This window comes from Pseudomonadota bacterium (genome assembly GCA_039818985.1).
Classification (GTDB): Bacteria; Pseudomonadota; Alphaproteobacteria; order Sphingomonadales; family Sphingomonadaceae; genus Alterisphingorhabdus.
Genome location: JBCBSU010000001.1, coordinates 345,424 through 359,921 on the forward strand (window position 1 = coordinate 345,424; position 14,498 = coordinate 359,921).

16 protein-coding genes, 1 tRNA gene and 1 pseudogene are annotated in these 14,498 nt (G+C 59.0%); 13 read left to right on the forward strand and 5 right to left on the reverse strand.

What is annotated here, in order from left to right; translation table 11 throughout:
* The first annotated feature begins 13 nt into the window (after positions 1–13).
* The 3 genes and pseudogenes from AAFX04_01470 (at position 14) to AAFX04_01480 (ending at position 1,472) form a co-directional block, all read left to right on the forward strand.
* The gene (locus tag AAFX04_01470; GenBank protein MEO1044090.1) at positions 14–553 is read left to right on the forward strand and encodes a DUF192 domain-containing protein; all 540 of its coding nucleotides are present in this window, start codon (positions 14–16) and stop codon (positions 551–553) included.
* Positions 554–633: 80 nt separating this feature from the next.
* Complete coding sequence (locus AAFX04_01475; GenBank protein ID MEO1044091.1) at positions 634–1,032, forward strand: NADH:ubiquinone oxidoreductase subunit NDUFA12; 399 nt, start codon at positions 634–636, stop codon at positions 1,030–1,032.
* Positions 1,033–1,289: 257 nt separating this feature from the next.
* Positions 1,290–1,472 (forward strand): annotated as a pseudogene (locus AAFX04_01480) (DUF2155 domain-containing protein).
* A gap of 35 nt (positions 1,473–1,507) precedes the next feature.
* Here AAFX04_01480 and aat read toward each other — a convergent pair.
* A complete protein-coding gene (gene aat, locus AAFX04_01485) occupies positions 1,508–2,368 on the reverse strand; it encodes a leucyl/phenylalanyl-tRNA--protein transferase (GenBank protein ID MEO1044092.1) in 861 nt (286 codons plus the stop codon).
* A gap of 170 nt (positions 2,369–2,538) precedes the next feature.
* On the opposite strand from aat, the gene AAFX04_01490 reads away from it, so the two are divergent.
* A tRNA-Trp gene (locus AAFX04_01490) sits at positions 2,539–2,614 on the forward strand.
* Positions 2,615–2,676: 62 nt separating this feature from the next.
* On the opposite strand, the gene pepF is transcribed toward AAFX04_01490, so the two are convergent.
* Positions 2,677–4,572 carry an oligoendopeptidase F gene (gene pepF, locus AAFX04_01495; GenBank protein MEO1044093.1) on the reverse strand — a complete coding sequence of 632 codons (1,896 nt, stop codon included), beginning with the start codon at positions 4,570–4,572 and terminating at the stop codon, positions 2,677–2,679.
* A 292-nt stretch (positions 4,573–4,864) separates the two neighbouring features.
* Between pepF and secE the strand changes: the two genes are divergently transcribed.
* The 3 genes from secE (at position 4,865) to AAFX04_01510 (ending at position 6,432) form a co-directional block, all read left to right on the forward strand.
* Positions 4,865–5,062 (forward strand): preprotein translocase subunit SecE, encoded by a 198-nt coding sequence (gene secE, locus AAFX04_01500; GenBank protein ID MEO1044094.1) that lies wholly within the window; start codon positions 4,865–4,867, stop codon positions 5,060–5,062.
* A gap of 39 nt (positions 5,063–5,101) precedes the next feature.
* Positions 5,102–5,638 carry a transcription termination/antitermination protein NusG gene (nusG, locus tag AAFX04_01505; protein ID MEO1044095.1) on the forward strand — a complete coding sequence of 179 codons (537 nt, stop codon included), beginning with the start codon at positions 5,102–5,104 and terminating at the stop codon, positions 5,636–5,638.
* A gap of 122 nt (positions 5,639–5,760) precedes the next feature.
* Positions 5,761–6,432, forward strand: coding sequence for a hypothetical protein (locus AAFX04_01510; GenBank protein ID MEO1044096.1), 672 nt, complete (start codon positions 5,761–5,763; stop codon positions 6,430–6,432).
* Positions 6,433–6,440: 8 nt separating this feature from the next.
* Here the strand turns inward: AAFX04_01510 and AAFX04_01515 are convergent, their stop codons facing one another.
* Genes AAFX04_01515 through AAFX04_01525 form a run of 3 tightly spaced genes read right to left on the reverse strand, consistent with a single transcriptional unit; the run spans position 6,441 to position 8,262 of the window.
* Positions 6,441–6,932, reverse strand: coding sequence for a ClbS/DfsB family four-helix bundle protein (locus tag AAFX04_01515; protein MEO1044097.1), 492 nt, complete (start codon positions 6,930–6,932; stop codon positions 6,441–6,443).
* A gap of 38 nt (positions 6,933–6,970) precedes the next feature.
* Positions 6,971–7,804, reverse strand: coding sequence for a hypothetical protein (locus tag AAFX04_01520; GenBank protein ID MEO1044098.1), 834 nt, complete (start codon positions 7,802–7,804; stop codon positions 6,971–6,973).
* Entirely contained in the window at positions 7,801–8,262 is a 462-nt protein-coding gene (locus tag AAFX04_01525) for an ABA4-like family protein (GenBank protein MEO1044099.1), read from the reverse strand. The genes AAFX04_01520 and AAFX04_01525 overlap by 4 nt, the downstream gene beginning before the upstream one ends.
* Before the next feature lie 243 nt (positions 8,263–8,505).
* Here AAFX04_01525 and rplK point away from each other — a divergent pair, with 243 nt between their 5' ends.
* From rplK to AAFX04_01555, 6 genes are all read left to right on the forward strand, one after another.
* Complete coding sequence (rplK, locus tag AAFX04_01530) at positions 8,506–8,937, forward strand: 50S ribosomal protein L11 (GenBank protein ID MEO1044100.1); 432 nt, start codon at positions 8,506–8,508, stop codon at positions 8,935–8,937.
* A 4-nt stretch (positions 8,938–8,941) separates the two neighbouring features.
* Positions 8,942–9,640 carry a 50S ribosomal protein L1 gene (gene rplA / locus AAFX04_01535; protein ID MEO1044101.1) on the forward strand — a complete coding sequence of 233 codons (699 nt, stop codon included), beginning with the start codon at positions 8,942–8,944 and terminating at the stop codon, positions 9,638–9,640.
* Positions 9,641–9,762: 122 nt separating this feature from the next.
* Positions 9,763–11,385 (forward strand): FAD-dependent oxidoreductase, encoded by a 1,623-nt coding sequence (locus tag AAFX04_01540; protein ID MEO1044102.1) that lies wholly within the window; start codon positions 9,763–9,765, stop codon positions 11,383–11,385.
* 2 nt (positions 11,386–11,387) lie between these two features.
* A complete protein-coding gene (locus AAFX04_01545; protein ID MEO1044103.1) occupies positions 11,388–11,828 on the forward strand; it encodes a hypothetical protein in 441 nt (146 codons plus the stop codon).
* A gap of 122 nt (positions 11,829–11,950) precedes the next feature.
* On the forward strand, positions 11,951–13,123 hold the full coding sequence (locus AAFX04_01550) for a tyrosine-type recombinase/integrase (protein ID MEO1044104.1): 1,173 nt from the start codon (positions 11,951–11,953) through the stop codon (positions 13,121–13,123).
* The gene (locus tag AAFX04_01555; GenBank protein MEO1044105.1) at positions 13,120–14,316 is read left to right on the forward strand and encodes a tyrosine-type recombinase/integrase; all 1,197 of its coding nucleotides are present in this window, start codon (positions 13,120–13,122) and stop codon (positions 14,314–14,316) included. Before AAFX04_01550 ends, AAFX04_01555 begins: the two co-directional genes overlap by 4 nt.
* Positions 14,317–14,498: the final 182 nt, after the last annotated feature.

The following is a 14,498-nucleotide window of genomic DNA, read 5'->3' on the forward strand; positions in this document are numbered from 1 at the left end:
ATAAAGGACTATCATGGTCAGATTCATCACGCTTACTCTCGGCGCCATCATTCTGCTCACCGCCTGCACCGCCGCTACCGATGCGCGACAAAATGATCGCCAGCCGGGCAGTGCGACGGAGGCAGCAGAACCGGCCAGAGCGCCTTCGGGCCTTGAACTGGTGCCGCTGACCATTAGCAGCCAGGGCAAGACGCATGAATTTACCGTTGAGGTGGCTCGCACCCGGCGCCAGCAGGCCCGTGGCCTGATGTTCCGCACCGAGCTGGCCCCCGATGCCGGGATGATTTTCCCTTTTGACAGGGTTCGCCCGGCAAGCTTCTGGATGAAGGATACGCCGATATCGCTCGATATCATCTTCATCCGTGCCGATGGCACGATCGAGAGTATCGCGGCCAACACCACGCCCTATTCGCTCGAAAGCGTGCCTTCGGGCGAGCCGGTGGCCGGTGTGCTAGAGCTGATTGCCGGTCGTGCAGCCGAACTGGGGGTCGGGCCGGGGGACAAGGTCGAATGGACCGAGACCTGGGATCCGGTGAAGCGGCTGAGAGAATAGCCCGGAGCGATTGGCGGCAATCGGCAATTTGCATCGCTTTTCTGTTGCCTCGCACGGGCCGGTGCGGGTAAGCGGTCGCCATGGGTATTTTGAGCAAGATTTTCACCTGGTGGGACGGTGCGACAATCGGCACCAGCTGGTACAGCTTTCGCAAGGGCGAGCGGGTTGGCGAGGATTCGTTCGGCAATGTCTATTATCGCAGCAAGAAAATCCCCGAAGGCGAGCGCGAGCGCCGCTGGGTGATTTACAATGGCGCCAATGATGCCAGCCGTGTCCCGGCAGAATGGCATGGCTGGCTGCATCACAGCTATGATGAGGTACCGGAAAGCCATTTGCCGCCGCCGCGCATCTGGGAACGCGATTATGTACCCAATCTGACCGGCACCGCCCAGGCCTATCGGCCCGGTGGCGCGCTCGAACGGGGCGCCAAGCGGGCATCGGCCACCGGAGATTATGAAGCATGGTCGCCGGGCGACTGATTCACCGACTGGGAAACGCTGCAGGCTTGGCGGTTGCGGGGCTGTTGCTGCTCGGTAGCTGCAGTGAACAGGCGAGTGATGATGCCGACAACGCCGCGGATAGCGACCCGTCCGCGACGAGTGAAGCCCAAGGTGAGGATGTTGCCGAATTGTCCCCCGATATCGCGCGCCCTGACAGCTATGGCACACCTATGGGCGAGCGCATCGCCACTATCGGCTTTCTCAACAAGCGCAATAATGAGACCCGCGACCTTGAGATGAAGCCGGGCGAATCGCGGCGCATCGGCAATGTCATCATCAAGATGGAAGCGTGCGAGCGCACCGCGCCATGGGAATCGCCAGCCGAGACCGGGGCCTTTGTCCAGGTCACCGTGCGTGACCGGGCGCGCGGCAATGAGGACGCCAAATGGCGTCGCGTATTTTCCGGCTGGCTATTCAAGGAATCACCTTCGGTCAGCGTTGTCGAGCATCCGATTTACGATGTCTGGGTCAAGGATTGCGCAATGAGCTTCCCGGGCGAGGAGGCAGCGTTGCCCGGTTCTGCAGACTCGGCTCCCGATACCGCGCCGCCTGCAGCAGAAGCGTCACCGCCGCCGGCCAATAATGCAGCAAATGCCTCGGGCAGCGACGGCTCTGCATCCGAACCGCCGGCACCCGAATCCGCGCCGCCGGAAACACCGGCAATCGATGCCGATGCCGCGCGCGACCCGGTAACACTGCCATAAAGGCGGGGCCGCCTGGCGGCAGGCCGGGCATAGGCGCTGCCCTCCAGCGCGTCATCGAGCTGTTCCAGATACTCGCTCTGGGCAATTTCTATCGCACCGAGGCTGGCCAGATGGTCGGTCATGAACTGGCAGTCGAGCAGCGCGAAGCCGCCATGCCGCATCGCCGCAACCAGCGCGGACAGCGCCACTTTCGAGGCATTGGTGGAACGGCTGAACATGCTCTCGCCGCAAAAGGCACGGCCCAGCGATACGCCGTATAACCCGCCGACCAGCCTGCCCTCCCGCCAGCATTCAATGCTGTGGGCATGGCCGATCCGGTGCAGCAGCTGATAGCTCTCGCGGATGGTCGGGTTGATCCAGGTCTCCCTGCGGTCGGGGGCTGCCTCGGCGCACAGATTGACGACATCGGCAAAGGCGGTGTTGCAGCGCAGGGTGAAGATATCGCGGCGCAGCGTCTTCTTCAGCGAGCGCGACAGGTGGAAACCATCGAGTGGCAGGATCGCCCGGTCCTTGGGCTCGACCCAGAACACCTCCTCATCGTCGCGCGAATCGGCCATCGGGAACAGCCCGACGGCATAGGCGCGCAACAGGACTTCGGGATCGATGAGCATAGGCCGATAGTTAGCGGGACAGAGCGCCGGCGCAAGGCCATCCTCGATCGGTTCTTTACCACCGGGCGCAACGGAATCTGCGGTTCGGTGCAATCGCGCTCTTGTCACGGCGCGGACGAGCCGGTAAAGGCGGCGTCCTGCCTGCAACGGCATGCAGGCCAATAATGTGTAGGGGTGTAGCTCAGTTGGTAGAGCATCGGTCTCCAAAACCGAGGGCCACGGGTTCGAATCCTGTCACCCCTGCCATTTTCATTTTCTCAAAAGCCTGATCCGAAGCACCGTGGCCAGCATGGGCTTATGAGGCCGCTTTACCCTCCACGTTTGTCGAGTATCGCTTCGATCTCGTCCATGACCTTGTCCATACGGTCGATAACGGCGTTATAGGGCGTCGGTGAGGTCATATCCAATCCGGCATCTTTGAGGATTTCGAGCGGATAATTCGAACCTCCGGCCTTTAGGAAAGCGATATAGGTATCACGGGCCTTGTCTTCATCGATCTTCAGCTGATCGACAAAATAGGCCGCGCCTGCAATCGACGTCGCATACTGATAGACGTAGAAATTATAATAGAAGTGCGGAATATAGGCCCATTCGACCATGTCGCGATCGGCAATGTTCATTACGCCCTTGTCGTGACCGTGATAGCGTTTGAGAATATCGCCATAAATCTGCGTCATGCGTGCACCGGTCAGCGCTTCCCCGCGCTCGACCGCCTCATGGACCGCCAGCTCGAATTCAGAGAACATCACCTGACGGAAAAAGGTGCCGCGCATCTGCTCCAGTGCATAGCCGAGATAGAAAAGCCGCTCCTCATCGGTCTTGGCCTGGGCCAGCATATGCTCCTGAAGCAGCAGTTCATTGGCAATGGCCGCGATTTCGGTTGTGAAGATCGAGAAATCGGCGAGTTCATAGGGCTGGTTCTCATTGGTCAGCACCTGATGCATGCCATGGCCCCATTCATGGGCATAGGTCGAAGCGCTGTTATAATCATCCTGATGGTTGAGCAAGATCAACGGGTGCACATCATAAGCGGCACCGGACATATAGGCGCCTGAGCGCTTGCCGGGCTGCGGATAGACATGCATCCAGCGCTTGCTGGAAGCCTCTGCAAATTTGTTGGCATATTCCTCGCCCAGCACTGCGACCGCTGCGAGGACATTGTCGCGGGTTGCATCAATCGGGAAGGTAAGATCGGTCTCCACCAGCGGCGGGTAGATATCGTGATAACCCAGATCGTCGATTCCAAGCATGCGGCCGCGCAGTTCGAAATAGCGGTGCAGCACATCGATCCGGTCATTGGTGACCTTGACAAGCGTGCGATAGACTTCCTCGGGAATATTGTCGCCGGACAGGAAATATTGCAGCGTATTGTCATATTTGCGCGCTTTGGCGGTTGCGACATTGGCCTGCACTTCGCCGTTCAGCGTTGCGCCCAATGTGCTTTCATATTTCTTCCAGGTACCCCAAAATGCATCAAAGACCGCGATCCGGTCGTCGCGATTGGGTGCCTGGCGATAAAGACCATAGCCCGCATTGCTGATAACCGCCTCGGTGCCGTCGCTCAGGGTTATGGTCGGCCATTCGATTTCGGCATTGGAAAGCAGGTCTCTTGCATTTTGCGACGCCGAAAGAGCAGTGCCCAGCAGGGTCAGCACCTGTTCGGATTCGGGCGAGAGCACGTGCTCGGACTGGCGCAGCGAATCGCGCAGGAAAAGCGCGTGTTTCTCAAGGCCGGGCTCCTCGGCGATAAAGGCCATGATGCGCTCTTCGCCGAGGCTTACCAGTTCGGGAACGAAGAAACTGCTCGCTGCCCCGGCGGCCTGAGCGACTGCCTGTATGCGGCCGACCATTTCCTGACCTTGTGGATCGCCCAGATTGGTAGCACGGGAATTGGAGGCATAGGTCCACAGCCGGGCGAGTTCTTTGGTATAGGCCGAGCGCGCATCCAGTGCGGCGAGCAGGGTTGCGGCATTATCGCCAAGCTTGCCCTTATAGGGCTCGAGGCCGCCGACCTGGCCGCGCAGCCGTTCCAGTTCAGCGTCCCAGGCTTCTTTGGACTCATAGAAATCGGTGAGGTCCCAGACATAGCGTTCATCGACCTGCTCCGACGGAGCCTGGGCAAGAGCAGGCGTTGCTGCCGGGCCGATACTGATGGCGCTTACAAAAGCAATAGCACTGAAGGAACGGAGGAAAAAATGTTTCACGGGATCGGCCTTTCCGTTGTTTGAAATCTGACGCGCGCGTTAGATGATATAATATATCAGAACAATGCTCTATGGTTGAACGTGCGATAGAGTCCGATAAGCAACAACCGGACGGGACGAAGATTCACGCCAGAGTCGGGGATTGCCCAAAGTCGCTTGCCTTTTATGCGGCTCAGCGCTATCGCCCTCGCAATTCCCTGACATTGGACATATATGAGAGTCTCCGCAGACAAGGCGGAGGAAAATCTGTGTCCCTTTCAGGGCCGTTAGAGCGAAATGCGAGTGAAGCGAAATGGCAAAGACATCTCCTGGTGAATTCGTCCGTCAGGTGCGGACCGAGACCTCGAAAGTGGTGTGGCCGACACGTCAGGAAACACTGGTGACGGCAGTGATGGTGTTCATCATGATGACCATCCTCGCGCTGTTCTTCCTCGGCGTTGACAGCTTCTTCAACTGGGTTGTCCAGTCGCTGCTCTCGCTCGCCGAATAACCTTATCCTCCCGCATCCAATTTGCAGAAGACCAACATTATGGCACGCTGGTATATCATTCACGCCTATTCAGGCTTTGAAAACAAGGTCAAGGAAGCCATATTGGCCGATGCCGAACGGCTGGAACTGACCCAGCTGGTCGAGGAGATCGAGGTTCCGACCGAGACCGTGACCGAAGTGCGCCGCGGCAAGAAGATCCAGACCGAACGCAAATTCTTCCCCGGCTATGTGCTGGCCAAGCTGCAGATGACCGATGATGTCTATCACCTGGTCAAGAACCAGCCCAAGGTCACCGGCTTTCTCGGCTCCAGCGGCAAGCCGCAGCCGATCAGCGAGGCCGAGGCCGCACGCATCCTGAACACCAAGGAAGAAGCCGCCAACGCGCCGCGGGTCAAGGTCGATGTCGAATATGAGATTGGCGATCAGGTCAAGGTGCTCGAAGGTCCCTTTGCCAGCTTCAACGGCGTCGTCGAGGAACTCGATTTCGACAAGGCCAAGGTCAAGGTATCGGTCTCGATCTTCGGCCGTGCGACCCCGGTCGAGCTGGATTTCGAACAGGTCGAACTGGCGAAGTAAGCGGCCCGATTTCTCAAAGCACCCGGAGGTGCGACCGCGCACTTTGCCTGATCGAAACCACCATTGTCACCAGTGGCGTTATTCCATAGCATTCTGCTTTTCGTATAGTCGGGAGCAGGATCATGAAATTGCGACATCGCCTTACCACCAACCATATCACCCTCGCACTGGCGACTGTCGCGATGGGGCTGGCCGCCTGGCCTTATCTGTCGGTTCCGGCAGCGGTGGCGGAGGACGATGCCGCGCATGACGGAACCTTCGATACGCTGACAGCGCAGCGCATCAACATTGTTGATCCCGACGGAACGGTGCGGCTCGCCATCACCAACAAGGCCAATCCGCCGGAGTTGAGATATCGCGGTGAAATCTACCCCAAGCGCAGCATAGACGATGTCGCCGGGATCGTCTTCTACAAGGATAATGGTGACGAAGTCGGAGGGATTGCGGTTGCCCGCCTTGGCGACAAGGATCAGAGCGCCCTGATCTTCGATTACAATTACCAGCTTACCGATGGCATCGGGATCATCAAGCAGGAAGCACAGGATGGCAGTGGTTGGAAATCGGGCTTTTTTATCTCTGACAGACGTGCCTATGCGCCAGGCACGATCACCAGCAGTCAGGGCGTTGAACGTATCTGGCTGGCCAATGAAGACAAGACCGCCTCGCTGGAGATTACCGACCCTGAAGGCAGGCCCCGCATCAGGATTGCGGTCGACAGCGAGGGTGAGCCGGTGATTGAGATCCTCGATGAAAATGGCAGCCCCACATTCCGGGCTGTGGAGGACGAGCAATAGGCTGATGCTTAGCGCTCTCTGAGCCGCGCCCGGATATATTTCGCCGCAGAGCGATAATGGCTGGGGCCTGATGCCTCGGCCCAGCGCCCCGGTGTCCAGTGATTATTTGCGCCCTGCATCGGGTCGCCGTAAAGCGTCGTATCCGATCCCGCTTCGATAAAGGCCATGATTTTCTCATGGCGGTCGGCCAGCATCGCTCTCGCTTCGTCCCAGCCCATATCTTTCTGTTGCTCGCGGATCATCGCATTATAGGGCTTGAGCTGGTTCCACTTATAACCCTCTGCCGGGAAGTGGACGGGCCTGCCCGCCAGACCGTCATGATACCAGCCGAGAAACAGGTCGATCCAGTGCGCGCGGTGACCGATGACATCTTTGATCGAAATGTCGTCGGTATCCTTTGCCACTGCAAAGGCAGGATCGACGGTATCGAGTAATCCGGTCAGCCTGACATATTCTTTTTCGGTGATAGCCTTAAGTTCGGCCTGATCGGTCGCCGCCATGATGCTCCTGCGCTATAGCAATGGGGAAGTAGATATCTCTACAGTGGCAGCATCGGTTGTCCAGCGCGGGCCTGGAAGAACAGCGCCAGCGCCAGCGCGATCTGCAGCGCCGTAACGCCCAGCACCATCGGCACTGCCGGCCATTTCAGCCGGTCGGCAATATAGCCGGCCAGCGGCACCGTTTGCATCAGATGCAGGGCAAAAAAATGCGCCGGGCGCAGATCGCCATATTCGCGTGACCAGCCGAAAAACGGCAATGTTGCGCCACCACCTGAAAGGGGTGCACCGACATAGCGGCCATTGCTCGACATATAGCCGGCGAGCAGCAGTGTCAGCAGGAAGCCGGTCGACAGGCCGATGACCGATCCGAGCCACAGACCGCGCCGGCTGCGGTCGCCTTTGCGCCAGATCTGGACCGCCATCACCAGCGCGACGAGGATCAGCAGCACCGCGCCAATGCCCATCAGCCCATAGGCAATTTGCTCCGAGGCTGTTTCGGTGTTGAAGTGCGAGCGTTCACCCTCGGCTGCCTTGAAGCTGACATAGCCATATTCGAAGATCAGTGCGATGGCCGAGAGATAGCCGAACAGCAGCATCACCGGGCCACTGCGGGTAGCACGGGGCAGCAGCTGCGCCAGCAATGCCAGGGTTGCGAAATGCAGCGCCAGCGAGACATGGAATTTCTGCGGCTTGGTCCAGATCGCTGCGCTGTCGAGAATGCGCGGGTCCATAAGCCAGGCCGGGATGAAAACGATGAAGCTGGCTACCAGAAAGAGCGCCAATGCCATAAGCAACCGCGTTAGATGGTCATCATCCAGCGCGGGAATAAGCGGCATTGAGACGGGCGCGACGGTTGTTGTGCCGTCGTTCATGCTTCTGCCCTTTCCTTTACAAAATAACCCGTGCGCATGGCGAGGAACAGCGCCAGCCCCAATGGTCCCAGCATGAAGGTGGCGACCAGTATCGGGGCCTGTATCAATCGCGCCAGTCCCAGCCTGTCTGCCTCGACCGCGATCCAGCCGCCGATAAACAGGTCAAAGGCGAGATAATGCACCCATCCGGCAAGCAGCACCTCTTTCTTGCTGAACAGAGCCGCCACCTGATCGAGCGAGCCGAAACCGCCGCCTTCAACGGCGAACAAATGGCTGAGCGCCAGGCCAGCATAGAGCAGCGAGAGACCAAAGGGTATAAGATAGCGCGGAATGAAAAGCAGTGCCGGCCAGCGTCGCGGCAGGAATATCAGGATGATCCAGCCCAGCATTGCGGCCCTGCTGGCCCAGCCGAACAGCTGGTCGGGTGATAGGGAGAGCGCTTCGCCGGTGGTCAGCATGCCATGGGCCTCCTGTGACGACTCCTTGTCGATAATGGAACAGCCTTAAGTGTATTATATGTATAATACAACCCTTATAGAATCGCTTGCAAATCCTGAGATGCACGCTATGTGCGCTGACTTCTCTGACATTGTGCAGGGACATCCGCGCGGGAGGTGAGGGCGACCCCACCGTCTGTACCGCTTGATTTGATCCGCTTTTGCCTAGCGCGGAGGTGGAGACAGAATGAAAGGAGGCCAATCATGGCCAAGAAGATTGACGGCTATATCAGCCTGCAAGTGCCCGCTGGCACTGCAAACCCCTCACCGCCCATCGGCCCGGCTCTGGGTCAGCGCGGTGTCAACATCATGGAATTCTGTAAGGCGTTCAACGCGGCGACCCAGGATCTGGAAAAGGGTGCTCCGATTCCGACCAAGATCACCGTCTATGCCGATCGCAGCTTCACCTTCGAGACCAAGACACCGCCAGCCAGCTATCTGATCAAAAAGGCTATCAAGCTGAAATCGGGTTCCAAGGCGCCGGGCAAGGAAGTTGCCGGCACAATCAAGCGCTCGCAGCTGTCGCAGATTGCCGAGGTCAAGATGAAGGACCTCAACGCCAATGACATTGAGGCGGCAACGCGTATTATCGAAGGCTCGGCACGCGCCATGGGCCTTGAAGTGGTGGAGGGCTGAAGCAATGGCAAAACTGACCAAGAAGCAGAAAGCGCTCGCCGAAAAGCTCGACGCCGAAAAACTCTACAGCGTTGATGAAGCGATCAAGACCGTCAAGGAACTGGCAACCTCGAAGTTCGACGAGACCATCGAAGTGGCGATGAACCTTGGCGTCGACCCGCGCCATGCCGATCAGAATGTGCGCGGCGTGGTGTCGCTGCCCTCGGGCACCGGCAAGGACGTCAAAGTCGCGGTCTTCGCCCGTGGCGACAATGCCGACAAGGCAACTGCCGCCGGCGCCGACAAGGTTGGTGCCGAAGACCTGATGGAAGACATGCAGGCAGGCAATCTCGATTATGACCGTGTCATCGCCACGCCAGACATGATGGGTGTGGTCGGTCGTCTCGGTAAGGTTCTGGGCCCCAAGGGTCTGATGCCGAACCCGAAGCTGGGCACCGTGACCCCCAATGTCGAACAGGCAGTCAAGGACGCCAAGGGCGGCCAGGTCGAATATCGCGCCGAAAAAGCCGGTATCATCCATAGCGGTATCGGCAAGGCGAGCTTCAGCGAAGACGCGCTGCGCGCCAATTTCGACACGCTGGTCGGCGCCGTCGTCAAGGCCAAGCCATCGGGAGCCAAGGGCAAATATGTCCGCAAGGTCGCCATCAGCTCGACCATGGGGCCGGGCCTGAAGATCGACCTGGCGGAAATCGAGGGCGCATAAGCCTTTTCGAAGACGATCAAGGATTGGGGAAACCGGGGAGGGCGACCTTTCCGGTTTTTCTTTTGCGTGGCGCGTCTGGCGTCGCCATATTCGGCGCACCGACCTTGTTACGGAGACCGAACATGGATTCGCTTGCTGACGATCTGCGCCAGATGCGCCGCACCCCCTTGCATGACAGCCATGTCGAAGCGATTCGCGAGATTGCGGTCGAGCGCGAATATGCGCAGGGTGAATTCGTTATCAGGCAGGGCGATCCGATCGACCGTTTCGTCTATATCCTCGAAGGCGAGATCGAGGTGGTCAATCCGTTCACCAATGAGCGACATCTCAAGGACGCGCTCGGCCCCACCCAGTTTATGGGCGAGATCGCGTTTCTGAGCGGTGGTACCGCGACCTTGCCACTGCGTGCGGCGCAGCCAACACTTACGCTCGAGGTACCGCGCCGGGCGATGCTCGACCTGATGGCGAAAACGCCCGAAATGTCGGATATCATCATCTCGGTATTCGCCGCGCGCCGTCGCCGCCAGCTTGAGGATAATGACAGCTCGCTGACACTGATCGGTCCCGAAGCGGATCAGAATATCGCGCGCATCGCGGTGTTCGCGAGCCGCAACAAAATCCCCTTCAAGGCGGTGCCGCTGCGCAGCGATGAAGCCGCGGCAGAGGCCAATGCCTGCAGCATCCCGCTCGACAAGCCGGTGGTGATCTTCGGCAAGGACCAGCTGGTCGAGGACCCGACCCCGCTGAAGATCGCCCAGCTTCTCGGCATGGATGAGGACATCGCCGATGAAGATATATTCGATGTGTTGATCGTCGGTGGCGGACCGGCCGGTGTCGCTGCTGCGGTTTATGCCGGGGCCGAGGGGCTGTGCGCCATGGTTGTCGATGATACCGCCATTGGCGGCCAGGCCGGGACATCGAGCCGGATCGAAAACTATATGGGCTTCCCTACCGGCATTTCCGGTGCCGATCTGGTCTGGCGCGGCCATGTCCAGGCGATGAAGTTCGGGACACGCTTTGCGGTGCCGCGTCGTGCCAATAGTATAGAGCAGCGCGAAGATGGCCTATTCTGCGTTACGCTTGATTGCTGCAGCACCGTCTGCGCCCGTTCGGTACTGGTCGCCACCGGGGTGCAATATCGTCGATTGCCGTTGGAGCGGCTGGAAGAATTTGAAGGCGCCGGGGTCTATTATGCCGCGACCGATATGGAGGCACGGCTCTGCGCCAATAAGGAGGTGGCGATTATCGGCGGCGGCAATTCGGCCGGACAGGCTGCGATGTTCCTCAGTCGCACGACCAGCCATGTCCATCTGCTGGTGCGCGGCAATTCGCTCGCTGCGTCAATGTCGCGCTATCTCAGCAGCCGGCTCGAGGCGGAGCCGAATATCACCATCCATTACAACAGCCAGGTCTCGGCGCTGCACGGACATGATCATCTGGAATATATCGAGGTGACAAGCGGCGACGAGACCCGGCGCATGGAGACGCCCTCGCTGTTCATCATGGTCGGTGCCGCACCCAATACCGGTTGGCTCGCCGATATGGTCGATATGGACAATAAGGGGTTCATGCTGTGCGGCGATGCCATTGGCGCGGATTCACCGTTCGCCACTTCGCATCCGGGCATTTATGCCGTGGGCGATGTCCGTGCCGGATCGGTGAAGCGCGTCGCCTCGGCGGTGGGCGAAGGATCGGTGGTGATCTCGAAGATCTGGGATTATGTCAATCAGCGCGAAATGGCGTGAGGATGGTGAAGATGATCCGTGGGTTATGGGCAATGATCGGCGCTGCGGCCCTTGGCTGCACAACACCGGCCATGTCGCTGCAGGCGGATGACGACACTGCGGAAGCAAACATAACCGCGCCCGAAGAGACAGCGGTACAACGGGCGCTCGATCGTGGTCTGGGCATCTATCATCATGATCAGGCCGCATGGCATAGCACCGACACGCTGCGCGAGGATCTGCCGCGTCAACGCTGGCAGGAGGTGCGCGGCTGGCTCGTCGATGAGGTCGCATCGGGCTATCGCGTAACCTATTATGGCGTGGATGGTGACAGCTTTCGCGGTATTTACAGCGCCATCTGGTCACCCGGGGAAGGCATAATTGCGCAGGACGTTCTGGCCCCCGATCAGGGCATGTTCACCGTACGCAGTAGCACTGCTGTGTTTTGGGAAAAAGTGCAATAAAATCAGTGCGTGAAACGCTGAAAGTGCTCAGTGGAGAGGGCGCTGTTGAATGCCGCCCGGTCCCCGCAAGTCACGGTAATTCCGGGACTTTTGAGGTCAGTTCGGGTAAGGGGGAATGCCTTATGGTCCCCAAGCGGCGAAAGCCCGCACGCCGGGCACTACTCGATGGTAATTTCGCGCGGCGCAAGCTGCCGCTTCGCGAAAGCGAATACTGTATCTGGGACACCGAGCTTGCGGGTTTCGGGTTGCGTGTAAGGCCCAGCGGCAATTACTTTTGGTTTGTGCGCTTGCGCCATCGCGGCAAGCATCGGCGTATCACCCTTGGACGATCCGACGACCTCAACGCGGGACTGGCAAGGGCGCAGGCACGCCGCATCCTTGCCGAAGCCGCGCTCGATGGATTGCCTAAACGTGCAGTGGTCAAGGCCACGCCGACAATGACCGACTTCGTAGAAGCCTATTGGGACGATCTTTCGCGCGTCTGGAAGCCTTCGACCACCAAGCGGAACTGGGATGCTTGGCGGCTCACCATCAAGCCCGTGTTTGGCGATACGCGCGTGGCCGACATCATGCCACCAGACATCCACCGCTGGCGCGATGGATGCGCGGGAGAGGGCGAGGTGAAGTTCAACCGCGCTGTCCCAGTTCTGTCCGCATTGTTCAAATATGCCGAAGCGCTCAAGATGCGTCGGCCTGGTTCAAACCCTTGCCGAGGCATGCCGCGCTACAAGCGACCGAGCGTCGAACGCTATTTAACGCCAGCCGAATATCGCCGGGTTGGAGCGGCACTGCGTGAGGCTGAGACAAACAGTCCCGCCCAGGTCGCCATCGCGCGCTTGCTTCTGTTCACTGGCGCGCGCGTCAGCGAAATCACTCACCTACGCTGGGGCTGGGTGAAGCCGCCCCGTCTGGTGCTGCCTGACAGCAAGACCGGCCCCAAGGTGATTTGGCTCAACACGCAGGCGCAGGGTGTCCTTGCCGGGATCGAGCGACGCGGGGAGAGCGACCTGGTGTTTCCGAACCAGACAGGCAAGCGCCCGCTGAACTTCAGCACATGGTGGTACAATTTCCGGCGGCGCTGCGCTTTGCCGGACGTTCGAATTCATGATCTGCGCCACAGCTTCGCGTCAACCGCGATCATGGACAACGTGCCGCTATCGACCATCGGCAAACTGCTGGGCCACAAGCTGGTTGAGACGACCGCCAAGTATTCGCATCTCTCTGATGACGTGATCGGCGAAGCCGCCGAGCGGGTTTCCGGCTCGCTGGCCCAAGCGATTGGCCTCAGACCATGACCGCCGCCAGTCTCAAGCGGATCGTTGAGGAGGCGCTTGCCGAGGTTGGCGCAACCGTTAACTTCAAGCTCGTTCCCAAAGGCAGGGCACGCACAACGACCTGGCTAGGCGTCGAGCATGGCTTTGGCATTCGCCACTATCCGAGTGGTCGCAACGTCTATATCGTGCAGACTCGTATGGCGGGCCGGATGCGCACGGTAACTATTGGCCCCGCTTCGGTTCTCACACGCTACCAGGCGCAGATGGTTGCGCGCCGTGTCATTGCCTATGCGCAAGTGGGTCGCGATCCGGCGACCGAGCGACAGCGCATTCGTTCTGCACCAAGCTTCACCGACTTTTTGAGCGAGTATTGGGATCGCTGGGCACCGCATTGGAAAGCATCGACCCTTGCAACCCACACCGGCTATCGCAATCGCTATCTCGATGATGCATTCAAAGACATCTACATCGACGAACTAAACGAAGGGCATGTCACAAGCTGGTTTGCGGACCTCAACAATCGCACTGGTCCGGGAGCTGCAAATCGAACTCTTGAGATTCTCAAACACATACTCAACAAAGCAGAGGAATGGGGCTACCGGCTCGAAAACACCAATCCGTGCCGGTCGGTGAGGCCCAATCGCAAACGCCAGTGCGAACGCTTTTTGACAAAGGCAGAACTCGCTCGGTTGGGAGCCGAGCTAGCGAAGCTGCGATCATCAGAAGATCGCACGAAGCAATGTGCTGGCGCGGCCATAACGCTCCTGTTGCTGACGGGTTGCCGAAAGAGTGAAATCCTCACACTCGAATGGAGCGACATCAAAGGCAATCGCCTGCACTTGCGCGACAGCAAAACTGGGCCGCGAACGGTCTGGATTGGTTCCAGTGCCCGCGAAGTCATTGCAGCGCTTCCGCGCTTCAAAGGGATTCCCCGCCTGTTCTGGAATTACAGCCAACGCAAGCCTTTGCGGGACGTATATAGCATCTGGTGCAGGGCCAGAGACAATGCAGGGCTGAAAGGCGTTCGCATCCATGATCTACGCCATACATTTGCCAGCCATGCTGCGGTGAAAAGGGAAACGCTTCCGATGATCGGCCGTCTGCTCGGCCATGCCAATGTGCAGACCACCGCCCGCTACGCTCATCTCGATGATGGCTATTTGCTAGAATCGGCCCAGGTGATTGGAAGCAAGGTAGAATCGCTACTTTCTTAGCTCCTGCCGTTCGAAAAGACGTCAGATGAACTCGCCTGACTACCGCATCCAATCGCGATCGCATCTTATACTTGCTCGCTTTCGATTACCGAGAACTAGCAGACCTTCAAGGTCCCTAAGCGGGTAGGCCTCTCTCCTCGCACTGGCCAAGTGCGATCGCGTTTCGCGCAGCGATGGCGCCT

Bases quoted from the DNA above. Each gene is read 5' to 3' on its own strand.
- AAFX04_01545 (MEO1044103.1), top strand. From the start codon at position 11,388: ATGGTGAAGATGATCCGTGGGTTATGGGCAATGATCGGCGCTGCGGCC.
- AAFX04_01555 (MEO1044105.1), top strand. From the start codon at position 13,120: ATGACCGCCGCCAGTCTCAAGCGGATCGTTGAGGAGGCGCTTGCCGAG.
- aat (MEO1044092.1), bottom strand. From the start codon at position 2,368: ATGCTCATCGATCCCGAAGTCCTGTTGCGCGCCTATGCCGTCGGGCTG.
- AAFX04_01540 (MEO1044102.1), top strand. From the start codon at position 9,763: ATGGATTCGCTTGCTGACGATCTGCGCCAGATGCGCCGCACCCCCTTG.
- AAFX04_01475 (MEO1044091.1), top strand. From the start codon at position 634: ATGGGTATTTTGAGCAAGATTTTCACCTGGTGGGACGGTGCGACAATC.
- AAFX04_01510 (MEO1044096.1), top strand. From the start codon at position 5,761: ATGAAATTGCGACATCGCCTTACCACCAACCATATCACCCTCGCACTG.
- secE (MEO1044094.1), top strand. From the start codon at position 4,865: ATGGCAAAGACATCTCCTGGTGAATTCGTCCGTCAGGTGCGGACCGAG.
- nusG (MEO1044095.1), top strand. From the start codon at position 5,102: ATGGCACGCTGGTATATCATTCACGCCTATTCAGGCTTTGAAAACAAG.
- rplA (MEO1044101.1), top strand. From the start codon at position 8,942: ATGGCAAAACTGACCAAGAAGCAGAAAGCGCTCGCCGAAAAGCTCGAC.
- AAFX04_01520 (MEO1044098.1), bottom strand. From the start codon at position 7,804: ATGAACGACGGCACAACAACCGTCGCGCCCGTCTCAATGCCGCTTATT.
- AAFX04_01470 (MEO1044090.1), top strand. From the start codon at position 14: ATGGTCAGATTCATCACGCTTACTCTCGGCGCCATCATTCTGCTCACC.
- AAFX04_01525 (MEO1044099.1), bottom strand. From the start codon at position 8,262: ATGCTGACCACCGGCGAAGCGCTCTCCCTATCACCCGACCAGCTGTTC.
- AAFX04_01550 (MEO1044104.1), top strand. From the start codon at position 11,951: ATGGTCCCCAAGCGGCGAAAGCCCGCACGCCGGGCACTACTCGATGGT.
- rplK (MEO1044100.1), top strand. From the start codon at position 8,506: ATGGCCAAGAAGATTGACGGCTATATCAGCCTGCAAGTGCCCGCTGGC.
- AAFX04_01515 (MEO1044097.1), bottom strand. From the start codon at position 6,932: ATGGCGGCGACCGATCAGGCCGAACTTAAGGCTATCACCGAAAAAGAA.